The organism is Kitasatospora sp. NBC_00070, assembly GCF_045041205.1.
Classification (GTDB): domain Bacteria; phylum Actinomycetota; class Actinomycetes; order Streptomycetales; family Streptomycetaceae; genus Kitasatospora.
Genome location: NZ_CP108247.1, coordinates 6,396,739 through 6,417,494, shown reverse-complemented (window position 1 = coordinate 6,417,494; position 20,756 = coordinate 6,396,739). Strand labels below are relative to the sequence as shown.

At 70.5% G+C, this 20,756-nt stretch carries 23 protein-coding genes and 1 tRNA gene; 13 read left to right on the top strand and 11 right to left on the bottom strand.

Annotation, left to right across the window (positions count from 1 at the left end; all coding sequences use genetic code 11):
• Positions 1–3: 3 nt before the first annotated feature.
• The 3 genes from OHV05_RS29140 to OHV05_RS29130 form a co-directional block, all read right to left on the bottom strand.
• Positions 4–810 carry a chaplin gene (locus OHV05_RS29140; protein WP_405020328.1) on the bottom strand — a complete coding sequence of 269 codons (807 nt, stop codon included), beginning with the start codon at positions 808–810 and terminating at the stop codon, positions 4–6.
• 255 nt (positions 811–1,065) lie between these two features.
• Positions 1,066–1,308, bottom strand: coding sequence for a chaplin (locus OHV05_RS29135; RefSeq protein ID WP_403031942.1), 243 nt, complete (start codon positions 1,306–1,308; stop codon positions 1,066–1,068).
• Positions 1,309–1,574: 266 nt separating this feature from the next.
• A complete protein-coding gene (locus OHV05_RS29130) occupies positions 1,575–2,888 on the bottom strand; it encodes a M20/M25/M40 family metallo-hydrolase (protein ID WP_405020327.1) in 1,314 nt (437 codons plus the stop codon).
• A gap of 235 nt (positions 2,889–3,123) precedes the next feature.
• Here OHV05_RS29130 and OHV05_RS29125 point away from each other — a divergent pair.
• From OHV05_RS29125 to OHV05_RS29115, 3 genes are all read left to right on the top strand, one after another.
• Positions 3,124–3,211: transfer RNA gene (locus OHV05_RS29125), tRNA-Leu, on the top strand.
• Between the two features lie 639 nt (positions 3,212–3,850).
• Positions 3,851–4,069 carry a hypothetical protein gene (locus tag OHV05_RS29120; protein WP_405020326.1) on the top strand — a complete coding sequence of 73 codons (219 nt, stop codon included), beginning with the start codon at positions 3,851–3,853 and terminating at the stop codon, positions 4,067–4,069.
• The gene (locus OHV05_RS29115) at positions 4,066–5,022 is read left to right on the top strand and encodes a hypothetical protein (protein WP_405020325.1); all 957 of its coding nucleotides are present in this window, start codon (positions 4,066–4,068) and stop codon (positions 5,020–5,022) included. The genes OHV05_RS29120 and OHV05_RS29115 overlap by 4 nt, the downstream gene beginning before the upstream one ends.
• Before the next feature lie 428 nt (positions 5,023–5,450).
• On the opposite strand, the gene OHV05_RS29110 is transcribed toward OHV05_RS29115, so the two are convergent.
• The 3 genes from OHV05_RS29110 to OHV05_RS29100 all read right to left on the bottom strand — a co-directional run bounded on the left by OHV05_RS29110 (position 5,451) and on the right by OHV05_RS29100 (position 7,875).
• Positions 5,451–6,827: an IS1380 family transposase gene (locus tag OHV05_RS29110; protein WP_405020324.1), complete on the bottom strand. Its 1,377-nt coding sequence runs from the start codon at positions 6,825–6,827 to the stop codon at positions 5,451–5,453.
• Between the two features lie 445 nt (positions 6,828–7,272).
• Positions 7,273–7,581 (bottom strand): hypothetical protein, encoded by a 309-nt coding sequence (locus tag OHV05_RS29105; protein WP_405020323.1) that lies wholly within the window; start codon positions 7,579–7,581, stop codon positions 7,273–7,275.
• A 162-nt stretch (positions 7,582–7,743) separates the two neighbouring features.
• Positions 7,744–7,875 carry a hypothetical protein gene (locus OHV05_RS29100; RefSeq protein WP_405020322.1) on the bottom strand — a complete coding sequence of 44 codons (132 nt, stop codon included), beginning with the start codon at positions 7,873–7,875 and terminating at the stop codon, positions 7,744–7,746.
• A 397-nt stretch (positions 7,876–8,272) separates the two neighbouring features.
• Here OHV05_RS29100 and OHV05_RS29095 point away from each other — a divergent pair, with 397 nt between their 5' ends.
• The 7 genes from OHV05_RS29095 to OHV05_RS29065 all read left to right on the top strand — a co-directional run bounded on the left by OHV05_RS29095 (position 8,273) and on the right by OHV05_RS29065 (position 13,967).
• Positions 8,273–8,890, top strand: coding sequence for a hypothetical protein (locus OHV05_RS29095; protein ID WP_405020321.1), 618 nt, complete (start codon positions 8,273–8,275; stop codon positions 8,888–8,890).
• A gap of 47 nt (positions 8,891–8,937) precedes the next feature.
• The gene (locus tag OHV05_RS29090; protein WP_405020320.1) at positions 8,938–9,438 is read left to right on the top strand and encodes a hypothetical protein; all 501 of its coding nucleotides are present in this window, start codon (positions 8,938–8,940) and stop codon (positions 9,436–9,438) included.
• A 230-nt stretch (positions 9,439–9,668) separates the two neighbouring features.
• Positions 9,669–10,061 (top strand): SH3 domain-containing protein, encoded by a 393-nt coding sequence (locus OHV05_RS29085; protein ID WP_405020319.1) that lies wholly within the window; start codon positions 9,669–9,671, stop codon positions 10,059–10,061.
• 1,073 nt (positions 10,062–11,134) lie between these two features.
• Complete coding sequence (locus OHV05_RS29080; protein WP_405020318.1) at positions 11,135–11,539, top strand: STAS domain-containing protein; 405 nt, start codon at positions 11,135–11,137, stop codon at positions 11,537–11,539.
• A gap of 11 nt (positions 11,540–11,550) precedes the next feature.
• Complete coding sequence (locus OHV05_RS29075; protein WP_405020317.1) at positions 11,551–12,279, top strand: GAF and ANTAR domain-containing protein; 729 nt, start codon at positions 11,551–11,553, stop codon at positions 12,277–12,279.
• Positions 12,280–12,284: 5 nt separating this feature from the next.
• Entirely contained in the window at positions 12,285–13,073 is a 789-nt protein-coding gene (locus tag OHV05_RS29070; protein ID WP_405020316.1) for a GAF domain-containing protein, read from the top strand.
• Between the two features lie 174 nt (positions 13,074–13,247).
• The gene (locus OHV05_RS29065) at positions 13,248–13,967 is read left to right on the top strand and encodes a hypothetical protein (RefSeq protein ID WP_405020315.1); all 720 of its coding nucleotides are present in this window, start codon (positions 13,248–13,250) and stop codon (positions 13,965–13,967) included.
• 56 nt (positions 13,968–14,023) lie between these two features.
• Here OHV05_RS29065 and OHV05_RS29060 read toward each other — a convergent pair whose 3' ends face one another.
• From OHV05_RS29060 to OHV05_RS29050, 3 genes are read right to left on the bottom strand one after another with little or no spacing between them, the layout of a single operon-like run.
• The gene (locus OHV05_RS29060) at positions 14,024–15,028 is read right to left on the bottom strand and encodes a proline racemase family protein (RefSeq protein ID WP_405020314.1); all 1,005 of its coding nucleotides are present in this window, start codon (positions 15,026–15,028) and stop codon (positions 14,024–14,026) included.
• 52 nt (positions 15,029–15,080) lie between these two features.
• Positions 15,081–16,895, bottom strand: a complete 1,815-nt coding sequence (locus OHV05_RS29055) for an ATP-binding cassette domain-containing protein (RefSeq protein WP_405020313.1) — start codon at positions 16,893–16,895, stop codon at positions 15,081–15,083.
• Positions 16,892–17,059: a hypothetical protein gene (locus OHV05_RS29050; RefSeq protein WP_405020312.1), complete on the bottom strand. Its 168-nt coding sequence runs from the start codon at positions 17,057–17,059 to the stop codon at positions 16,892–16,894. The genes OHV05_RS29055 and OHV05_RS29050 overlap by 4 nt, the downstream gene beginning before the upstream one ends.
• On the opposite strand from OHV05_RS29050, the gene OHV05_RS29045 reads away from it, so the two are divergent.
• Genes OHV05_RS29045 through OHV05_RS29035 form a run of 3 tightly spaced genes read left to right on the top strand, consistent with a single transcriptional unit; the run spans position 17,013 to position 19,436 of the window.
• A complete protein-coding gene (locus OHV05_RS29045) occupies positions 17,013–18,080 on the top strand; it encodes a DegT/DnrJ/EryC1/StrS family aminotransferase (RefSeq protein ID WP_405020311.1) in 1,068 nt (355 codons plus the stop codon). The two genes, OHV05_RS29050 and OHV05_RS29045, sit on opposite strands and share 47 nt — an antisense overlap.
• Before the next feature lie 40 nt (positions 18,081–18,120).
• The gene (locus OHV05_RS29040) at positions 18,121–18,792 is read left to right on the top strand and encodes a ribulose-phosphate 3-epimerase (RefSeq protein ID WP_405020310.1); all 672 of its coding nucleotides are present in this window, start codon (positions 18,121–18,123) and stop codon (positions 18,790–18,792) included.
• On the top strand, positions 18,789–19,436 hold the full coding sequence (locus OHV05_RS29035) for an HAD-IA family hydrolase (RefSeq protein ID WP_405020309.1): 648 nt from the start codon (positions 18,789–18,791) through the stop codon (positions 19,434–19,436). Before OHV05_RS29040 ends, OHV05_RS29035 begins: the two co-directional genes overlap by 4 nt.
• Before the next feature lie 35 nt (positions 19,437–19,471).
• Here the strand turns inward: OHV05_RS29035 and OHV05_RS29030 are convergent, their stop codons facing one another.
• Together OHV05_RS29030 and OHV05_RS29025 are read right to left on the bottom strand one after the other, a co-directional pair.
• A complete protein-coding gene (locus OHV05_RS29030) occupies positions 19,472–20,002 on the bottom strand; it encodes a GNAT family N-acetyltransferase (RefSeq protein ID WP_405020308.1) in 531 nt (176 codons plus the stop codon).
• A 62-nt stretch (positions 20,003–20,064) separates the two neighbouring features.
• Positions 20,065–20,619, bottom strand: a complete 555-nt coding sequence (locus OHV05_RS29025; protein ID WP_405020307.1) for a CchlQ — start codon at positions 20,617–20,619, stop codon at positions 20,065–20,067.
• Positions 20,620–20,756: the final 137 nt, after the last annotated feature.

The window sequence follows — 20,756 nt, the reverse complement described above, 5'->3', positions numbered from 1 at the left end:
TGCTCAGACGCCGACCCGGGAGCGGCGGTAGAGCACGCCGCCGCCGAGCAGCAGGGCCGCACCGGCCACGGTGATCAGCTGCAGGCCCTCCGAGCCGGTCTGCGCCAGCTGCGCGCGGCTCGCCGCGGCGGGTGCCGCCTGGGCCGGGGCCGGCGGCGGGGTCTCGGTGTACGAGACGGGGCGGGCCCCGGTCGCCGGGGTGCCGATCTCGTCCGCACCGGGCAGGCCACCACGGCCCGCGCCGTGGCCGGAGCCGGTGCCCTCGGTCACCGGCGGGGTGGTGCCGGGCGGCTGGGTGCTCGCGGGCGGCGGCGGGTTGTGCGTGCCGGGGTGGCAGTCCTCGTCCTGGGCGGGCGGCGGCGGGGTGGCGACGTTGCCGCAGTCGTTCCCGAAGGCGGGGTTGCCGATGCCGACCACATTGGCCGAGTTGCCGCAGGCGTTGATCGGCACCGAGACCGGGGCCTGGATGTTGTTGCCGGAGAGGACGCCCGGCGAGTTGGTGGCGCTGCCGTGCGCATCCGCCCCCCGGTGCTCGGAACCCCGGTGCTCGGCGCCCTTCCCCGGGCCCGGGCCGTTGGCACAGTCGTTGCCCATCGCGGGGTTGAGCAGGCCGACCACACTCACCGTGTTGCCGCAGGCGTTGACGGGGATGTCCACCGGCGCCTGGATGTTGTTGCCGGACCCGACGCCGGGCGAGTTGGCGGCCACACCCTGCGCGTCCGAGCTCGCGTAGGCGTAGCCCGACGCCGAGGCCAGCACGCTGCCGGTGGCGACTGCGGTGAGGATGCCCCTCTTTGCGACCTGACGCATGTACTCCCCTGATGAGTTGTGATTGTCGGAATTCCTGACACGGTCTTCCCCGGTACACCGAACAACGAGCTGACGGGTTCGCCGGTTGAGCCGAACGAGGGCTTTCACCCCATCGAGTGACGAGGCGGGAGCGGCCGCACGCCGCCCCCGCACCCCGGACCGGACCCGCACGGACCGACGGACCCCCGGCTGCTGCCGGGGGTCCGTCGGCCTCACTCGCTCAGCGGTCGATCCGGCCGGGACGGCCGGTGACGGCTAGAAGTTGGCGCAGTTGTTGCCGAACGCCGGGTTCAGCAGGCCGATCACGCTGACGGTGTTGCCGCAGAGGTTGACCGGCACGTGCACCGGAACCTGGACGTTGTTACCGGACAGCACACCCGGCGAGTTGGTCGCGAAACCGTTCGCGGCCGCGCCACCGTGAGCGGCGGCGGCACCCGCACCCGCGAGCACCAGACCACCGGTGGCGGCGGCGATTGCGACGATCTTCTTGACCTTCATGGGTATTCCTCCTGGTCGATTCCTGTGTCCCACAGGCCGTCGTTCCGGCCTGCACATGGATGAACGACGCTGGGCCGAACGGGGTACGGAGTGGATCACCCAATCACCCGTAGCGGTGACAACTCGCACACACAGTCGCCCAGTTGACTACTGGAGGAATCCTTTCTGCACACGGCGTTTCGCCGTGCCGCTCGTCATTAGCTCCGACAAGCGGACGGCCCGCCTCCAGGGCATCCCCGGGGCGGGCCGTCCGCGCTGGTCGCGGTTCAGCAGGCGTCGATGAACCGGTCCAGCACCCGCACGCCGAACTTCAGGCCGTCCACCGGCACCCGCTCGTCCACACCGTGGAACATCCCGGCGAAGTCCAGCTCCGGCGGGAGCTGCAGCGGTGCGAAGCCGAAGCAGCGGATGCCCAGGTCCTGGAAGGACTTCGCGTCCGTGCCGCCGGACAGGCAGTACGGCACCGCCCGGGCGATCGGGTCCTCGGCCTGCAGCGCCGACTGCATCGCCTCCACCAGCGCACCGTCGAAGTCGGTCTCCAGTGCCTTGTCGTAGTGCAGGCTCTCCCGCTTCACCCGGGGCCCGAGCACGCTGTCCAGCTCGGCCAGGAACTCCTCCTCGTAGCCGGGCAGGAAGCGGCCGTCCACGTGCGCGGTGGCCTGGCCGGGGATCACGTTCACCTTGTACCCGGCACCGAGCATGGTCGGCTGGGCGGTGTTGCGCAGCGTGGTGCCGATCATCTTGGCGATGCCGCCGAGCACCCGGAGCGTCTCGTCCATGTCGTTCGGGTCGAGCTTCACCCCGATCGCGTCCGACAGCTCGTTCAGGAACGCCTGCACGGTCTTGGTCACCCGCAGCGGGAAGGTGTGCCTCCCCAGCCGGGCCACCGCCTCGCACAGCTCGGTGATCGCGTTGTCGTCGTTCTCCATCGAGCCGTGGCCGGCCCGGCCCTCGACGGTGAGCCGCATCCAGTGCATGCCCTTCTGCGCCGTCTCCACCAGGTACAGCCGCACCTGGTCGTTGACGGTGAAGGAGAAGCCGCCGACCTCACCGATCCCCTCGGTGACGCCCTCGAACAGCTCCGGGTGCTTGTCCACCAGGTAGCGCGCGCCGTAGGTGCCGCCCGCCTCCTCGTCCGCCACGAAGGCCAGCACCAGGTCGCGCGGGGGCTTCCGCCCGGTCCGCAGCCGGTCGCGGACGACCGCCAGCGTCATCGCGTCCATGTCCTTCATGTCCACCGCGCCACGGCCCCAGACGCAGCCGTCCGCGATCTCGCCGGCGAACGGGTCGTACGTCCAGTCCGCGGCGTTGGCCGGCACCACGTCGGTGTGGCCGTGGATCAGCAGCCCGGGCCGCGAACGGTCCTCGCCCTCGATCCGCACCACGGTCGAGGCCCGGCCCTTGGCCGACTCGTAGATCTTCGGCTCGAGCCCGAACTCGGCCAGTTGCTCGGCGACGTACTCCGCCGCCTTCCGCTCCCCCGGACCCGAACCGTCACCGTAGTTACTGGTGTCGATCCGGATCAGGTCGCGACAGATCTCGGCGACCTCCGACTCAGCCGTCACCTTCGACTCGCTCACGGTCACTCCTCGTCGTCTCGCCCACCCGGCGCACCTCCACGCCACTCCGGCACCCAACGCCGGAGCCCTGCGGGCACGGTCCCGCCATCCTCCCCCAGGACCCGCCCCACCCCAAGGCCATTCCCCCGGATCCAAGCCGCAGGGCCCCTGCCAGGGACGGTTTTGGGTCCTGGTGCCGTTCCTTGCTACAGTTACACATGTCGACGCGGGCAACAGGCCGCGAAGACGACACCCAGTCCGGGTGGCGGAATGGCAGACGCGCTAGCTTGAGGTGCTAGTGCCCTTTATCGGGCGTGGGGGTTCAAGTCCCCCCTCGGACACCAGGAAAGACCCCACTTAACGTGGGGTTTTCTTGTTTTACGGGCTCCGTGCAGCGGTCGCGTGACCCACCGTGTGACCCACAGGAATGGTCTTGGCCTAGATCGGCGCAGTTGGACCCATGCGCCGCGCACTCCCAGCAGCCAACTTCACTGCGCCAGCCTTGCTCCGATGCCCGCACTTCGTCATCGTGCAGCCGGGCCAGTGGTGCCGGGCATTCGCCGACACCTCCACTGGGTTCTCTCCCGCTTCGAGATCGTTGCTGATCCGGCCGTGACCTTGCCGATCATGTTCTCCCCCTGAACTTGAGCATCTGCGGGCAAGCGGATGTTGCCACAGCCACCGGTCCCCCGTCATCAACCCCTTGGAGGCTGAATGCCCATTCCCGTTGTACTGGTCCGGCCGGAGGAGACATCAGTTCCTCCGCCCGGTCCGCCGGAAGCGGTCGACTGGCACCACACGTACGTAACCATCACCGGCTCAAACGGCCAAGGCGCGGAGACCGCCCCCACCAGGTTCGCCGGCCCCGACCGGCCCTCGATCCTGATACAGGCCGGGGCACTGGGCCTGGACGCACCGCCCTTCGAGCTGCACTCCGACGACGGCCCGAACCTCGACGGCGGGATCTACCGAGGTACCGCGCTGTGGCGCGTGAGGTCCTACTACCCGTCTACATCCACGGCCCCGACCGGCGCACGCTGAAGGAGACGAAGCGGCGCCTGGTGGCCGCGCTCAACCCCAAGCGGGGTTACGCACTACTGCGGTTCACCGAGTCCAATGGTCAGTCCCGCTACCTCCACGGCTACTACAAGGACGGCATGGAGGGAACGAGTCCGACGACAGGGCCGGGTTCCGCTGGGTGAAGTACGGCATCAAGCTCGTCGCCTACGACCCGTGGTTCAACCCGGACGAAGTCCGCTCCCATAGCTGGGGCTTCGGCAGGGGATTCCCGTTCCTGCGCTCCCCGTTCCTGCCGCTGAGCCTCAGCGAGGGCATCGAGTCCGTCACCGACCTACCCGTGGACAACGGCGGGGACGTCGAGGCGTGGCCCGTCTGGAAGATCGCCGGCCCGGTGAAGTCCTTCAGCATCGGCACCGTCCCCACCAGCGAAGGTGGGGCAATCCAGTCATTCGGCATCGCAGCACTACCGTCCGAGGCGCCGGTCATCGAGGCCGGACGAACTCTCACGATCGACACCCGTCCGGGCCACAAGAGCGCCAAGGACGATGCGGAACAAATTATTATCCCGTCCTCGCGTCGAACCCGCAGCTGTTCAGCCGGCCCCTGGGCACTCAGCCGTCCGCGTCGATGTCGTCGCGGGCAGTGGGAAACCGTCCGTCCAGCTGACGTTCCGCCCCCGCTACAACTCCTACCGACCGGTTTGCCTTTCCGGCCACGTCTTACCCTCGCAGACAACCTGCAAGGCGGTCACTCCGCTGATCACCAAATTGCTCTTCGCAGCTTCCGGCCTGGCCAAGAGATCGTCCGCGTATCTCCGCGCCTGTCCCGCCAACCTTTCGATGTTGTTGCTCACATCGAAGTGTTGGGCCAGCTTGCGTGCCTGGTCCAGCTCGTCGGCCATGGTCCTGGTCTGCGCCACCATGCTCGTATTGCCGGGCAGGTCGAACAGATACAGGCGGGGCTTGTAGGCGTGCTCGGCCGCCACACACCCCGGGTCTTCCGTCCCGGTGGGAGCTACGGTCTCTTCCCCCACCAGCGAGGGCCCAAGCCCCCGATCATTCTGCGGAAGGAGACTGATCGCCCAGAGCGCCCCCAGTACGACAATCGGCGCGATCACAAGAGTGATCCACAGTGAAACCCTTCGAACCTCTGGCATGCCCATCCCCCGTAACAGCTGCGAGCCACAGCATGGCGTCTCCAAATCCCTTCTCGCCAGGCCGAGTTGCCAAACCAGAGACATCGAGGCTCGGCGCTCCCTAACCTGCCCAACCCGGCAGAAATGAGGTGATACCCCTGGGGTACCGCATTGAGGTACGCGACTGCGGCCTGAGGCGTGCCGGTGAGATCGACACGTGGATCAAGTGGGCTTGATCCACGGCCGGGCAGTTAACCTCGATCTTGCATGACGGCTCGTCAGCTCGGCTGGCGGGCCGTTTCTGCTTGTCCGGGCTGGGTCTTCTGCCTATAGAAATACCGAGGGCCCGACTGGCGCGTCGGTTGGGCGCCGGGTTCCACGGTTCCGGATGTTGTCTGGTGTTCGTTGGGGTGGGGCGTTGTTGCTGGTCAGTCGGGGTCCGGCAGGGCGTGCAGGCGCTCGAAGGCACTGGTGATCGTGTCGGTCCAGGGCCAGTGGCGGGCCAGGCGGAGGTAGCGGCGGCGGCCGGTGGTGACGAGCTGGGCGGCGGCGGAGAACAGCCGCAGCCGCATGCGTTTGGGTTCCCATCGGCGGGCGGTGCCGGTCAGGGCGAGCATGGGCATCCAGGCGAGCAGGTCGAGTGCGAGCTGGACGATCTCCAGCCAGATCTGGTTCTGGGTGGCCTGGTGGAGGGGCAGGTTGCGCAGTCCGGTGTCGCGGGCGGCGCGGATGCGGTCCTCAGCGCGGGCCCGCTGGCGGTGCCGCAGCTCCAGCCGGGCTATCGGGGTGCCGGTGGAGTTGGTGGCGAAGCAGGTCAGGCGCATGCCGTCGGCGTCGGTGAAGCGCAACTGGGCTCCGGGGTGGGGCCGTTCCTTGCGGACGATGAGCCGCATCCCCTTCGGCCAGCCTTTGAGGACATCGCCGGCGAGCTCGGCAACCCAGGCGCCGTCGCGGATCTCTCCGCCGGGTTCGACTGCGGGGGTCCAGGCAGAGGCCGGGATCTTCAGCACGGCCTGGTGGATGCCGCCGGTGATGGTCATCCCCACCGAGTAGGACAGCCACCGGCCGCGTGTGGTGAGCCAGTTCAGGAAGTCGTGGGTGCCGCCGGCGGAGTCGGTGCGGATCAGGGTTCGGCGTCCGCGCCGGTACTTCTTCGGTAGCTGGGCCAGTGCCGTCCGGGCCGCTTCGATGTGGTCTGCGGCCGTGTTGCTGCCGGCGTTCCCCGGCCGCAGCAGCCCGGCGACCGGTTCCCCGGAGCCGCCTGGGCCGTGGTCGACGAACGCGAACAGCGGGTGGTGCCCGAACGTCTTCTTCCAGGTCTTGGCCGCGTCCTGCTTTTCGGAGTGCGCGAGGACCAGCACTCCGTCGATGTCCACGACCACCTCGCCGCCCACGTGCGGGGCCGCCTCGCCGGCCAACCGCCAGACCCGCTCGCGGACTTCGGCCCGCGCCCGCCGGATCGCCCCCAGTGCACGGGGCCCGGCCGCGGCGAGGGTGTCGACCAGGCGCGAGACGGTCGGGTCGGAGGCCACCGGGCCGAACACGGCGGGCTCGGCCCGCAGCATCGCGACATCAGCCAGGCAGTCCCCGCCAAGGGCCACCGCGAGCGCGACGTCCAGCAGGACCTTGCCCGGGTCATGGACGGCCCGAGCCTTGCGCCACGGCGCCAGTGCCGTCGATATCGCCGCGTCCAACCCTGTCTTGCGGGCGGTCTCGACCAGCAGCACGGCGCCGGACTGCGAGACCACCCCGCGGCCACCGCCCTCGACGCGGACACGCGGGTACGACCCGGTACGCTTACTCACCTGGAAAGTGCCTCCGACCGGGGCGGGAACAGGGACCTAGACAATCCTCATTCTCGCTGGTCAGAGGCCCTTTCTGCTTTCCTGACCACCCGTCGGACAGCTGGCCTCATGAAAGCCCGAGGTTAAGGCATTCGCGCTGGTGGCAGGGGGTTTATGGGTTGCCCTGGCTGGTGTAGGTGGCGGGTCCGGCTTTGTGGATGGGTCCGTTGTGGGCCCATCGGTCGAGTTGGCGGCGCATGGTGGACAGGGTGACGTCGCCGAGGCGGCGGGCGAGGTCGCGCGGGTGCCAGTGGCGTTCGGGGTACGCGTGGAGGAGCCCCAGGACGTGCTGCCTTCGCCGGTCGTCGGGCGGGGTGTGGCGGTCGTCGTGCGAGGTGGTGGGAAGGCTTGGTTCGGGGTCGAGGATGGTGATGTCGAGGCCGGTGACGGTGTGACTGGTGTCCGGTCAGCCGTCGTTGCAGCGGGAGATCGGCGACTTCACCTTGCGGGTGCTGATGCGGGGCCGCCTCGGTGGGAGGAGTCCGGCCAGGACCCGTCGGCCGATGACGCCGGTCGTGTCGCTGCTGGTGATGCCGGCGGCCTGGACGACCAGGTCCCGGGCGGTGTGCAGGGCGATGGTGAAGCCGCAACGGTCCGGGCCGATGCCGGGCTGGGACTCGGCGGCCTCCACCATGACTGTTCGCAGGTCCTGGCAGAGCGCAAGCAGGCCCCACAACTCCTGCTCGACGCCGATCAGGTCGCCCGATCGCAGCACCCGGCCCCGCCGGAGAGTGTGCCGCAGCGCGAAGTACGCGGATTCGTGCTCCCACCGCTGGTGATAGAGGGGCGACCAGGGCTCGGGCCGGGTAGCGGCAGGCGCAGGTCAAGGTCGTGGCGAGCCGGTAGGAGCCGGTGAACGAGGTGCCGTCCTTGCAGGTCACGGCGATTCGGGCTTCGACGAGACGGTGCCGAGCGCGGACAGGTAGGAGCCGTCCGGCAGGCGGGTCAGGACCGGGGTGCGGCGGTTGGCGCGGAGCCGGCCCAGGAACTGGGAGCCGGTGTCGGCCACGGCTACGAGGAAGGCGTTGGCGTCGAAGCCCTTGTCCCGTCAGGCCGAGCTGACCAAGCAGGAGTTCGAGCTGACCGACTGACCCCTGAACGCAAAAAATTCCCCCTCACGCTTTCACAGAAGGGGGCTTTTTACATTTACCGCAGATAGGCGCTTCATTCAGACATTCAGGAGCCGCCACTCAGAGAGATCCATAGGGGACAGACTGGGTCGTTCACCAATCAAGGTAGCTTTCCGGATACGTCGGTGGCTCGAACTGTTCGTACGTAGCCGGGATCAGGCCAACCGACCTCAATCGAGAACTAGTTGATAAGAATGTGCGCGTGCCGGTGATTCAGCCGGCGCACATCGGGAGGGATCAAGAGTGATACACAAGATCACGTCAACTACCCTGACTGTGGCCGCTTCCGTGGCTCTGCTGGCCCTGGCGCCCCAGGCCCAGGCCCAGGCCATCGAGTCGGCACAACCGGACAAGCAGCAAGTCGGCCTCCACTTCGGAGGCTACGACCGCGAGGCTGCCGCAGCACTGGGTCTGGCGATCAAGAAGAACAGCTTCGGCTTGCAGTACTCGGTGAAGCAGGGGGCAACCACCGAGGAGGACACCGACGCACAGGAGAAAGCCGCCGCCCGCCAGGGCAAGACGGTCGACAACAAGTCCATCGACAAGGTTTACAACAACTACTATGACCCGAGCTGCGGTAATGCCTGGCTCCGGGTGACGCCACTCGGTAACGCATCCCTGAAGCTGGAAACCGGTTTCGAACTGAATTCTGGCGAGGAAGCGTGGGCCTACCGCTGGCGGGTCAACCTGTTCGACAACGGCGGCGCCAGTTACAAGGACTGGCCGCAATCAGGACTCAACGACCAGAACGAGTGGCAGGGAAATCGCACGGTCACGGGCCTCACCCGTGGCCCCGCCTGGGCACAGATCGCGTCCCCTTGGTCGTATGCGGTGCTGGGTGACGCTTCGACCTGCAACGCGTATCCGGTGACAGTCTCCTACACCGTTCTCTAGTCTCGGAGCGGGCCGGGTTGAGTGTGGGCGCTTGAGAGGTGGTTCTGATGATCCGTAACGATCAGCCGTTTGATGGTCGCCTGCCGACCGAGGAGGAAGTCGCCGCAGAGTTCGAGGAACCCATCGCGCTGGTGAGGTCGTCACCGGGCGAGTGGAAGCGGCTGTTCGGCCGCCAGGGCGCCGACGGTTTCCTGTGCCACGTGGGCGTCACCTACGCCGAAGGTCGGGAGCTGCGCGGGGTCGTACAGACATCGCGGCCGGCCCCGCCAGCGGCCACCAGCGGGAGCTTCTTGACCCCCGAGGGCGAACTGTCCGTCTTCCTCACCAACGCAGGCATCCTTCGACACGGTGCCGTCGATGGCTCGGCCTTCGCAACCACTCGGGCCACTGTCGTATTGGATGGTCAACCGCAGGATGTGCCTGCCGTGAGTCACGGTGGGTGTACAAGCGCGGAGGTCACTCGTGGGGCGCTCACCGTCATCGTCACGGGCCCGGACGCCTATTGGGACGTGCTGTCTGACGTGATGCTCCGCCGCCGGGCTGCCTGACAGCCCGTACGGGTGGCGCCGCACGAAGTAGGTCGAGTTCAGCCCCCTCCCCAACCGGGGAGGGGGCCTTTCGCTGTTCTCTGTCCGGGGCCTCTCCGAGAATTCGGTCAAGACACACGTCTCCAACATCCTGACCAAGCCCGGCCTCAGCAGAGTCGGCGCCCGTGCTGCAAGGTTTATGCAATCTGCCGACAGCAGCATGAAGACTTGACTGTCCACGGAGGAGTGTTGTGAAGACGAAGACTTTGATCACCCCCGGCACCGCGAAGAGGGCTGCCGCACTCGCTGTCAGCGCAACCGCGTTCGCCGCGTTCAGCCTGGTTGGCATGTCGGGCGCCAGCGCGGCGGCGGACCCGAACTGTGTTCCGCAGAGGACCACTTACAACGGGACCACCTGGACCTCGAAGGTGGATTCGACCTTCAACCTGAAGCAGTATCCCGCGACCGCTTGTGCGAACGTCGGCACCTTCACGCCGGGCCAGCGCTTCACGACGGAGTGCCGTAAGAAGAACAGCTACGGCAACTGGTGGGACTACGGCATCAACAACAGTACTGGCAGGTACGGCTGGATCTCCGAGGCCAACCTGATCTACGTGTTCGGCAGCGTCCCCCCTGGCTGTTAGCCCACATCCACGCCAACGACAAGAGTCAAGCGCCCGTGTACGACCCGTGGCCCGCGCTCAGGCGAGCGCGGGCCAACGGGGCATTCTCGCGGGTATGGTCACGCCGCCTGGTCCTCGGGCTTCCCCCACTGATCAACCTTCCGGGCTCACCACGCCCGAGCCTCCTCCGTGTCGGCCTCCTCCGTCATCAGGAGGAAGTTCGGCGGCACCGGCCCGGACTCATCCCGCATCACGGTCAGTACCACCGGCCGATCAGACACTGCCATCGCATGCTCGGCCTTCGGCTCCGTGTCCTCACCGCAGCCAGCGCCTCCGGCTCGCAGGACATCCACCAGAGCTTCGCGGACAGCGCGCACTCCCGGAGTGCCGCCCCATTGTCGAGGCGGTACAGCTCGTACCGGCCCTCTCCGGTGCACGTGATCCCGGCAGGGACCGGCTCCCTCGGACCGACCGAGTTCTTCCCGCCCCCCTGGACATTGTGCGGGCCTTGCCCGTCCGCAGCTGCCCTGGCACGTCGCGGAGTTCGCCGCGCTGCCACTCCAGTGCGGGGACGGGCTCCGGCTCCTGGTGCTCCTGCCCCTCGACCACCAGCGCAGGCACGGCCTTCAGCTTGCGCGGTCGCGCCCTATCTGCCCGTGCAGCGGCCGCCGGGAGTCCTTGCAGGGCGCCGGGAGCCGATGGACTTCCGTCCCGGCCGACCCCGGCAGCGTATTGGACGATTCGGCCCGGGCCCTGGCGTGGAGATCGCCGAGGTCGCGATTGCTCCTTCAACTCCACTGATCAGAAAGGCAGTTGATCAGAGCCACCGACAAGGTCAGTGCGGGTGGCACCCGGGCCGGTAAATCCGGCCACCGGTACCACGGTGGGCGTTCACCGCGCTACTGTGAGCAGGACGGAGGAACCCCCGGTTCGGCCTCGGAGCAGTCGCCATGCGGTGCACCGGATGACCGGACCGGCCGCTTCGGCGGTGCCGTCCCAGCTGCCCCGGACCCCGGCCGCGTCCCGTACGAGACGGCCAAGGAGTCCATGTGATCCCCACGCATCAGGCCGGACCCGCCCCGACAGCGGTGTGGATGCCCCCGTCCGCGGGTCGCGGCCTCGGCATCGACCGGCGCGACCGCATCCTCCGCACGACGCTCACCCTGAGCGGTGAGCTCGACATCGAGACCGTTCCGCAGCTCGACCGGGCGGTCCGGGAGTGCCTCCACGAGGGCGTGCGGGTCATCGACCTGGACCTGACCGGCCTGGTCTTCTGCGATCTCCGGGGTCTGACCGGATTCATCGACGCGAGCTGGTGCGCCTTCGCCGCCGGGGGGCGGCTGCGCCTGGAGAACCCGCCCCGGGTGGTGGAACGCCTGCTCACCCTGACCGGAACCCGCCACCTGGTGACCGTCCTGAGGAGCGGGGGCGCCCGCGGCCGGCCCACGACGGCGGTCCCCCCTTTCCCCGCGCAGCCGCAGGGCGACGTGCACCGGTGATCAGTGATCGGATGGTCGTGGTCCTGGGGCTGCTCCAGGCCCGGGCCGGCCCCGGGGCGACCAGGGACATCGCCGTCGTCGCCGCCGAGGCCCTCGGCGTGGACGGCCTGGCCCTGTCCCTGTCGACCGGGACTGCCCTGACCGTCACCGAGCTCGTGTGGTGCACCGACGACAGCGCCAGGGAGTTCGAGGACCTGCAGCTCACGCTCGGCGAGGGCCCGGGGCCGGAGGCGGTACGGACCGGTGCCATGGTCTGGGTACCGGACCTCTCCCGGATCAGTGCCGAGCGCTGGCCGGTTCTGGCCGTGGAGGCCGTCGGGCTGAGCGCCCGTGCGGTGTTCTGCTTCCCGATGGCGATCGGCGCGATCAGGGTCGGCGTGCTGTCCGCGGTCCGATGCACCCCCGGCCCGCTCACCCCCGACCAGACCGACGACGCCCTCGTACTGGCCTCCGCGCTCACCGCACGCTGCCTGAACCAGGACGAACCGACACCGGGCACGACCGACCCGACCGACCCGCTGTGCGAGTTGCAACACGCCGTGGTCCACCAGGCCACCGGCATGCTCAGCGTCCAACTCTCGCTCCCCCTCGCCGATGCCCTGCTCCGGCTGCGCGCCCACGCCTGGAGCAGCGGCCGTTCCATCGTCGCCACCGCCAAGGACGTGGTGGAGCGGCGCCTTCGCCTGGATCGCCACCTCAACAGGGAGGGCCCGACACCGCCCCTCCCGGACAAGGACTGATCGCCATGACCCGCGAACAGCAGCTCACCGAGGTCTTCGTGAAGGTCGCCGACTCCCTGATCGACGACTTCGACCTCATCGACTTCCTCCAGCAGCTCTCCGAACGCTGCATGGAACTCCTGGAGGTGGCCGCCGTCGGCGTCCTGCTCGCCGACCAGCACGGCCACCTGCAGGTGCTGGCCGCCTCCGACGAGCACACCCGGGTCCTGGAACTGTTCGCCCTGCAGCACGACCAGGGCCCGTGCGTGGACTGCTATCGCTCCGGCACCCCGCGCACCGCCATCAACCTGCACGACCCGCTGACCACTTCGGCCTGGCCGCGGTTCGCCGCCATCGCCAGGGAGACCGGCTTCGTCTCCACCAACGCGATCCCGATGCGGCTGCGCGGGCGGGTCATCGGGGTGCTCGGCCTGTTCCAGACCGATCCCGCCCCGCTCAGTGCCGATGACGTCACGCTCGCCCAGGCCCTGGCGGACCTGGCGACCATCGCCATCCTGCAACAACGCACCCTGGCCCACAGCGAACTGGAACGGGGCCAGCTCCAGTCCGCCCTGAACAGCCGTGTCCTGCTGGAGCAGGTCAAGGGCCTGCTCGCCGAACGGTGGCAGCTGAGCGTCGACGAGGCGTTCGCCGCGTTCCGCGCCTTCGCGCGCTCCCACCACTACCAACTCGGCCTGCTGGCACGCCAGATCGCCGACGGCACCTTCGACACCGACCTGATCCCCCGCCCGGCCGCGCCGCCGCACCGCCGACCGGGCGGCACCGGCAGCGGCACCGGCGAGGTCGTGGCGTAGATCCGGACAGGCGACCGTCGTATGCATCGCGTACGGTGCACCGGTAAACGCCGACCGCTCCTGTGAACTCAATGGAGTGGAAGTTCAATTGTGGACCATACCTGGGGCGCCCCGGTGGAGTTGACTCCGCACGTGAGCTTATCTGCAATCGCCTTGGCGATCTCATGTGTCATCGTGTCAATTCTCACCCTGGTCCTGATGGTGCGGTACGTCCCGGAGCGCTGGCGCGAAGGGTCCGCGCTGAAGGACAGCATCGAACACTTCTCGGCCCTCAACAGGACGTTGTTCAGCTTCATTCTGGCTCTCTCGATCGTCTCCGCCGGTGCGAGCCTGAGCAAGGCCGGCGACGAGGTCAGCAACGAGGGTTCGAGCCTGGTGAACCTCTACTGGGCGACGCGCCCGCTGTCGGAGACGCCACGCACGGAGGTCCGTGAGCTGGCGCGTGAGTACACCGTCACGGTGATCGACGACGAGTGGCCCGTGATGGCGAAGGGCCGATCCAGCCCTCGGGCCCAGCAGTTGTACGACGAGCTGCGGCGGAAACTGCAGGACACGGCGGGTGAGTCCAAGCAGGAGCAGACCTTCGCGCGGGACTCGCTGCTGGCGCTCAGGGAAGTGGGCGACGCCCGGCGCGCGCGGATGCTCGCCGTCTCCCAGGAGGTTCCGAACTACCTCTGGATCGGGCTGATCCTGTCCGCGGTGCTGCTGGTGGCCACCGCCGCGCTCCAGATCCATGAGCTGACCTGGCCGGGGATCGTCGGCATCGGCGGGCTGGCACTGCTGTTGGCCGGCGTGCTGACCCTGTTGTCAGCCATGAACCACCCTTTCGGCGGGGGGATCCATGTGGAGCCCGATGCCTTGAGGCTCGCGCTCGATCGATTCTCCGTCATCTGACCTCGGGTCACTTCCGAGACCGGGTGGCGGCGTCGCCGTGGCTGGGCGACGGCGGGCTACTGGAGCAGGAAGCCGGCCGGGAACGGGTCCTCGGGGTCCAGGAAGAACTGGGCGGTGCCGGTCAGCCAGGCCCGGCCGGTGACGGCGGGCACGATCGCGGGACGGCCGGCCACCGTGGTCCGTTCCAGGACGGTGGCGGTGAAGCGGCTCCCGATGAAGGACTCGTTCACCAGGGTGTCGCCGACCGTCAGCTCGCCCCGGGCGTGCAGTTGGGCGAGTCGGGCGCTGGTGCCGGTGCCGCAGGGCGAGCGGTCGAACCAGCCGGGGTGGATCGCCATCGCGTGCCGGGAGTGCCGGGCGGTGGAGCCGGGGGCCAGGAACTGGACGTGGTGGCAGCCCGCGATCTCGGGGAACTCCGGGTGCACCGGGCGGAGTTGCTCGTTGACCGCGTCCATGATCGCCGCGCCCGCGCTCAGGATCCGGGCTCCCTCGCTCCGCTCGAACGGCAGGCCCACCCGGTCGATCGGGAGGATCGCGTAGAAGTTGCCGCCGTAGGCCAGGTCCAGTCGGAGCGGGCCGTGGCCGGGCACCTCGACCACCGCGTCCAGCCGGTCCACGAAGGACGGCACGTTGCGCAGGGTCACGCTGCGCGCCCGGCCGTCCGCGACCTCGACGTCCGCCTCCACCAGGCCGGCCGGGGTGTCCAGGCGGATCACCGTCCGGGGCTCGGTGACCGTGACCATGCCGGTCTCGACCAGCACCGTCGCCACTCCGATGGTGCCGTGGCCGCACATCGGCAGACAGCCGGAGACCTCGATGAAGAGCACGCCCCAGTCCGCGTCCGGCCGCGTCGGCGGTTGCAGGATCGCCCCGCTCATCGCGGAGTGCCCGCGCGGCTCGTACATCAGCAGGGTGCGCAGGTGGTCGAGGTGCGCCAGGAAGTGACGGCGGCGTTCGGCCATGGTGGCGCCGGGGATCGGGGGGACGCCACCCGTCACCACCCGGGTGGGCATGCCCTCGGTGTGGGACTCGACGGTGTGCAGGACGAGTCGGCTGTGCATGGGTTCTCCGGTACTGGGTCGGTCCGCGAAGCCGCCCGAACGGCGGGTGCGGTCAGCTGTAGGCGCGGGCCTGGAGTTCGTACAGCTCGCGGTACGGGCCGTCCTGCGCCATCAGTTCGGCGTGGCCGCCGCACTCGCGGACGGAGCCGTGCTCCAGCACCACGATCAGTTCGGCCTGCCGGACCGTCGAGAAGCGGTGCGAGGTGAAGAGCACCACGGCGCCGTGCTCCCGGGCGGCCGCCCCCGCCGTACGGTCGAAGCGGTTGAAGAGCGCGTGCTCGGCCGCCGCGTCGAGCGCGGCGGCGGGTTCGTCCAGCACCAGCAGCAGCGGGTCGCGGCGGATCAGGCAGCGTGCCAGGCCGAGCAACTGCCACTGCCCGCCGGAGAGTTCGGCTCCGTCGCCGTAGCCCCGGCCGAGCAGCCCGGCCAGGCCGTCCGGGACGGAGGCGAGCACCGACTCGGCACCGGCCGCCGCGAGGGCGACCCGCACCGGCGCGTCCTCGTCGACGGTGTCGACCGCGCCGACCCCGACGCTCTCCCGGAGCAGCAGCTCCAGCCGGGCGAAGTCCTGGAACAGCGGCGCGACCTTGGCGCTCCAGGCGGCCGGGGTGAGGTCGCGCAGATCGGTGCCGTCCACCAGGATGCGGCCCTCGGTCGGCCGGTAGAGACCGCAGAGCAGCTTGACCAGGGTGCTCTTCCCCGCGCCGTTCTCCCCCACCAGGGCGACGGTGGCACCCGCCGGGATCAGCAGGTCGACGCCGCTCAGGGCCGGCCGGTCGCTGCCGGGGTAGCGGAAGCCGACGTTCTCCAACCGGATGCCCTGCCGGAGCCGGGCGGGCGCCGCGCCTGCCTGCCGGCCGGGCACCGGGTCCGCTGCGGCGGCGGGCTCGCCGTGTTCCGCGCGGGACCACCGACGGAGTTGCTCCAGCCGTTCCGCCGTCCGCCCCGCGCCCTGCACCACGCCGAACTGGCCGACCGCGCTGGAGACCTGTACGGCCACCTGCACGGCGAGGGCGATCACCAGCACCACGTCGCCGACACCGGAGGCACCGGTGGCCGCCCGGGCGACCACCAGCAGGACGGCGCCGCCATAGGCCGCGGCGAAGCAGAGCTGGCCGAGCGCCCGCAGGCCGGCCGCCTTGGCCTCGGCCCGGGTCAGCGCTCCGGAGGCCGCCTGCCAGGTGGCGGTGTACTGCCGGATCAGCTCGGGGCCGCCACCGAGCAGGCGCAGCTCCGTCACCGACCGGGCGGTGGTGGCCAGGCCCAGCAGGTGGTGACCGAACCGGGTGCGCTCGGCCGTCGCCTCGCGGGCGGCCTCGGACAGTTCCTGGGCACGGCGGCCCAGCCACACCGGGGCGACGGCGGCCAGCGGCAGCAGCGCCAGCCAGGGGCTGACCGAGCCGAGCAGCACGGTGGTGAGCACGGCCTGCACGGCCAGGCCGAGGAACTGGAGCAACGCCTCCAGCGCGGCCCGGACCCGGCCCAGTTCGTTCCGGACCAGGGTCACCGTGTCGGCGAACCGCGGCCGGTCGGCGTGGGCCAGCCCGGGCACGCCGTTGGAGACCTCGGCCAGCTCGCGGTGGAGCCGGCTCTCCACCTCCTCGCCGACCTCGAAGTAGGAGAGGTGGGCGAAGTGACCGAGCATCAGCTCGGCCAGCAGCAGCGCGGCCGCGACGGCGGCGGCCACGGTCGCGGCTCCGCCGTGACCGGCCAGCGCCTCGTCGGTCAGTCGGCGCAGGGCCAGCGCGATGCCGGGGGTGGCGAGGTGGCCGAGCAGCAGCAGGCCGGCCGCGACCGCCAGGCGGCGCCCGCCGCGCCGGAGGGCCAGCCCGCCCAACCGGCGGGCGGCGAGCAGGACCAGGCTCATCGGGCGGACTCCAGGGTCGGCTGCGCGGTGTCGTCGGGAGCGGTGTCGTCGGGAGCGGCACCGCCGCCTCCCGTGGAGCCGAAGCGGGCCGCCTGGAGGTGGAAGAGCCGGGCGTAGGTGCCGTCCAGGGCGAGCAGCTCCTCGTGGGTAACGCGTTCGGACACCCGGCTGGTCCCGCGCTACGGCTACCCGGCCCAGTTCGACGACCTCGCCGCACTGACCGGTCGGATCTCCGAACTGCTGCTCTCCGGCGACTACATCCTCGGCAAGCCGGTCGAGCGGTTCGAGCGCTCCTTCGCCGCCCAGGTCGGGGCCGACACCGCGATCGGCCTCAACTCCGGCACCGACGCCCTGGTGCTCGCCCTGCACGCGCTGGGCATCGGACCGGGCGACGAGGTCGTCACCGTCGCCAACACCTTCCACTCCACCGTGCTGGCGATCGTCCGGGTCGGCGCCGTCCCGGTGCTGGTCGACTGCACGGACACCGACTACATGATGGACCTGGACCGGATCACCGCGCTGACCGAGCGGCACGGCCTGGCCCTGGCCGAGGACTGCGCCCAGGCGGTCGGCGCCCGGTGGCAGGGCCGTCAGGTCGGCACCTTCGGTGACGTCGGCTGCTTCAGCTTCCACCCGTCCAAGACCCTGGGCGCGGCCGGCGACGCGGGTGCCGCGGTGACCGGCCGGCCGGGGCTGGCCGACCGGCTGCGCTCGCTGCGCGGGCTCGGCCAGCTCGAACAGAACCACCACCTGGAGGCCGGCTACAGCAGCCGGATGGACTCCGTCCAGGCGCTGGTGCTGGAGCACAAACTGCCCCGCCTCGACGCGTGGAACCTGGCCCGCCGCGAACTCGCCGGGCGCTACACCCGGGCCCTGGCCGGCAGCGCCGTCCGGGTGCCCGACGCCGGCCCCGGGCACGTCTTCCACATGTACCAGGTCATCGTCCCCGACCGGGACGCCACGCTGGCCGCGCTGCGGGCGGCGGGGGTCGACGCGGTCGTGCGCTACCCGGTGCCGATCGCCCGTCAGCCCGCGTTCGCCGCCCACGACTTCGACCCCGCCGACTACCCGAACGCCGACTTCCTCGCGGAGAACGCGCTCTGCCTGCCGCTGCGTCCGGAGATGACGCCCGCCGACGTCGACCTGGTGGCCGACACCCTGCTGTCCGTCGTCGGCCGGTCCTGACCACCGCCCCGCCCCTTCCCCAGCACCGAGAGGCCATCCCATGAGCGCTCCGACCACCATCGTCCCCGGCCTGTTCGGCGCCGACCCGCTGGAGTACGGCCAGGCCGTCGCCGACGTCGCCGCGGCCGGCGCCGAGCTGCTCCATCTCGACGTGATGGACGGCGTCTTCGTCCCGGACATCAGCTTCGGCCTCAAGGCGGTCGCCTCGATCCGCAAGTCCTTCGCCGGCCGGCTCGACGCGCACCTCCAGGTGGCCCGCCCCGAGGTGTACGTCGAGGGCCTGGCCGGAGCCGGTGTCGACCTGGTGACCGTGCACGTCGAGGGCACCCCGCACATCGGCCGGGTGCTGCGCGAGCTGGAGCGCTCCGGCGTCGCGGCGGGCCTGGCGCTCAACCCCGGCACCCCGCTCTCGGCCGTCGAGGAGGTGGCCCACCTCGTCGAACAGGTCGTCGTGATGGCGGTCAATCCCGGCACCAGCGACTTCCTGCCCTACACCGTGGACAAGATCCGGCGGCTGCGCACCGAGCTGGACGCCCGCGGCCTCGACCACATCCGGATCGCCGCCGACGGCGGGGTGACGGCCGAGCGCGCCGCCGAGCTGCGGGCGGCGGGCGCCGACCGGCTGGTGGTCGCCTCGGCCCTGTTCCGGGACCCGGCCGGCGTGGCGGCCGCGCTCCGCTCGCTGGCCACGGCTGCGGCGGGCACCCGATGACGGCCCGGCCCGCGCCCGTCGGGACCGGCCCGTACCTGCTGTTCGACATCGACGGCACCCTGGTCGACTCGAGCCGGCTGATCACCGACGTCTGGCGGCAGGTGGCGGCCGAGTTCGGTGCCGACGCGGACGCCATCCTCGCGGTCTGCCACGGCCGCCGGGACGCCGAGGTCGTGCCGATGTTCTTCGCCGCAGCGGACGTCCCCGCCGTCATGGCCCGGATCCAGGTGCTGGAGGCGGCCGGCGGCGACCTGCTCAGCCCGGTCCCCGGCGCCACCGAACTGCTCGCCGCGCTCCCGGCGGACCGCTGGGCCGCCGTCACCTCCGGCCCCAGTCGGCTGATGACCGGCCGACTGCGCAGCGCCGGTCTCCCGGTGCCCGCCGTCCTGGTCGCGGCGGACCACGTCGCCGAGGGAAAGCCGGATCCGGAGGGCTACCTGGCCGCCGCCCGCGCCCTCGGGGCAGATCCCGCCGACTGCGTGGTGATCGAGGACGCCCCGGCCGGTGTCGCCGCCGGCCGCCGGGCCGGCATGTTCGTCGTCGCGCTCACCACCACCCACCGGGCCCCCGCCCTCGGCGAGGCCCACCACGTCCTGGACCGCCTCGCCGACCTTCCCACCGCCCTGGCCGCCCGGACCACCTGACCGGGTACGTCTCCCCCGGCCCCGGCGACCGGGGGTCAGACGTACTGGGTCAGGTCGATCGAGTGGACGCTCAGCCGGTTGCCGGTGGCCGGGTCGGTGGTCTCGTGGTCGAGCTCCATGCCGAGCTTGCGCATCACGTTCTCGGAGGCGTCGTTGCCCGTCCTGGCGATGCTGATGACGCGGTCCAGGCCGCGGTCCTCGAGGGCGAACTCGAGCGCGGCGTGGGCGGCCTCGGAGGCGTACCCCTGGCCCCAGAACTGGCGGCCGAGGCGCCAGCCGATCTCCACGGCGGGGAGCACCTCGGGCAGGAAGTACGGCACCGAGAGCCCGGCGAAGCCCGCCAGCTCGCCCGAGCTGAGCAGCTCGACGGCGAACAGGCCGAAGCCCTCGTCGTCCCAGCCGTCCTCCCAGTGCTCGATCGCCTCCGCCGTCTGCTCCAGGTCGAGCACGGAGCCGTCGCCGATCCACTGCATGACCTCGGGGTCCGCGTTGATCTCGGCCATCGGCGCGAGGTCGTACTCGGTCCAGCGGCGCAGCAGCAGGCGGGGCGTGCGAATCTCGGTCATGCTCCCATCCTCCCGGACCGCCGGTGCGATCCGGTAATCGGCCGGGGCTCAGGCGGCCGGTCTCAGACCACCGGGACGGGCGCGGTGCGGCAGACCGGGCAGCGCTCCCGGCCGTCCCAGGCCGACCAGCCGAAGACCGCCGGGGTGAGTGCGTCGCCCTCCAGCTCCGCCCGGACCGCGATCCGGTAGGCCCAGACCGCCTCGATGTAGGGGTGGTACGCCTCGTGGAAGGCGGTCGAGGACTGGGGCGCGCCGCCGCCCACCACCCGGCGCAGCGCCCGCAGTTGCTGGAACATCCGCTGCCCGGCACCGGCCACGGCCTCGCTGGCGTCGATGTACAGCCGCTCGCGGGCGTCGTAGACCCCGGAGTCGACCAGCGCGGCCCGGCTGGCCGACTCGGCCAGGCCAGCCGGGCCGGCCGGGCCGGGATCGGCGGCGGCCGCCTGGGCGAGCTTCACCAGCTGGGTGTGCGCGGTGCCCGCGGCGGCGATGAAGGCGGTGTACACCTCCCGCCGCCGGGCGTCGAGCCCCCGGTCCACCTCGTGCCGGTTCCGCATCCGGTCGGCCAGCACCGTGCCGGATATCGCGATCACGGCGCCGCCCAGCGTCGCGACCAAGGTCCCCCACTCCACCCGCGCTCCCCCTGCCTGCCGACGGTGCTGGCACCGTAGCACCAGCCCCTGACGGGCCGTCACCGGACCTTGGCCCGGCCGATGCGCAGTTGATATCTGCCGGACTCTTTCGTGAGCAGTGT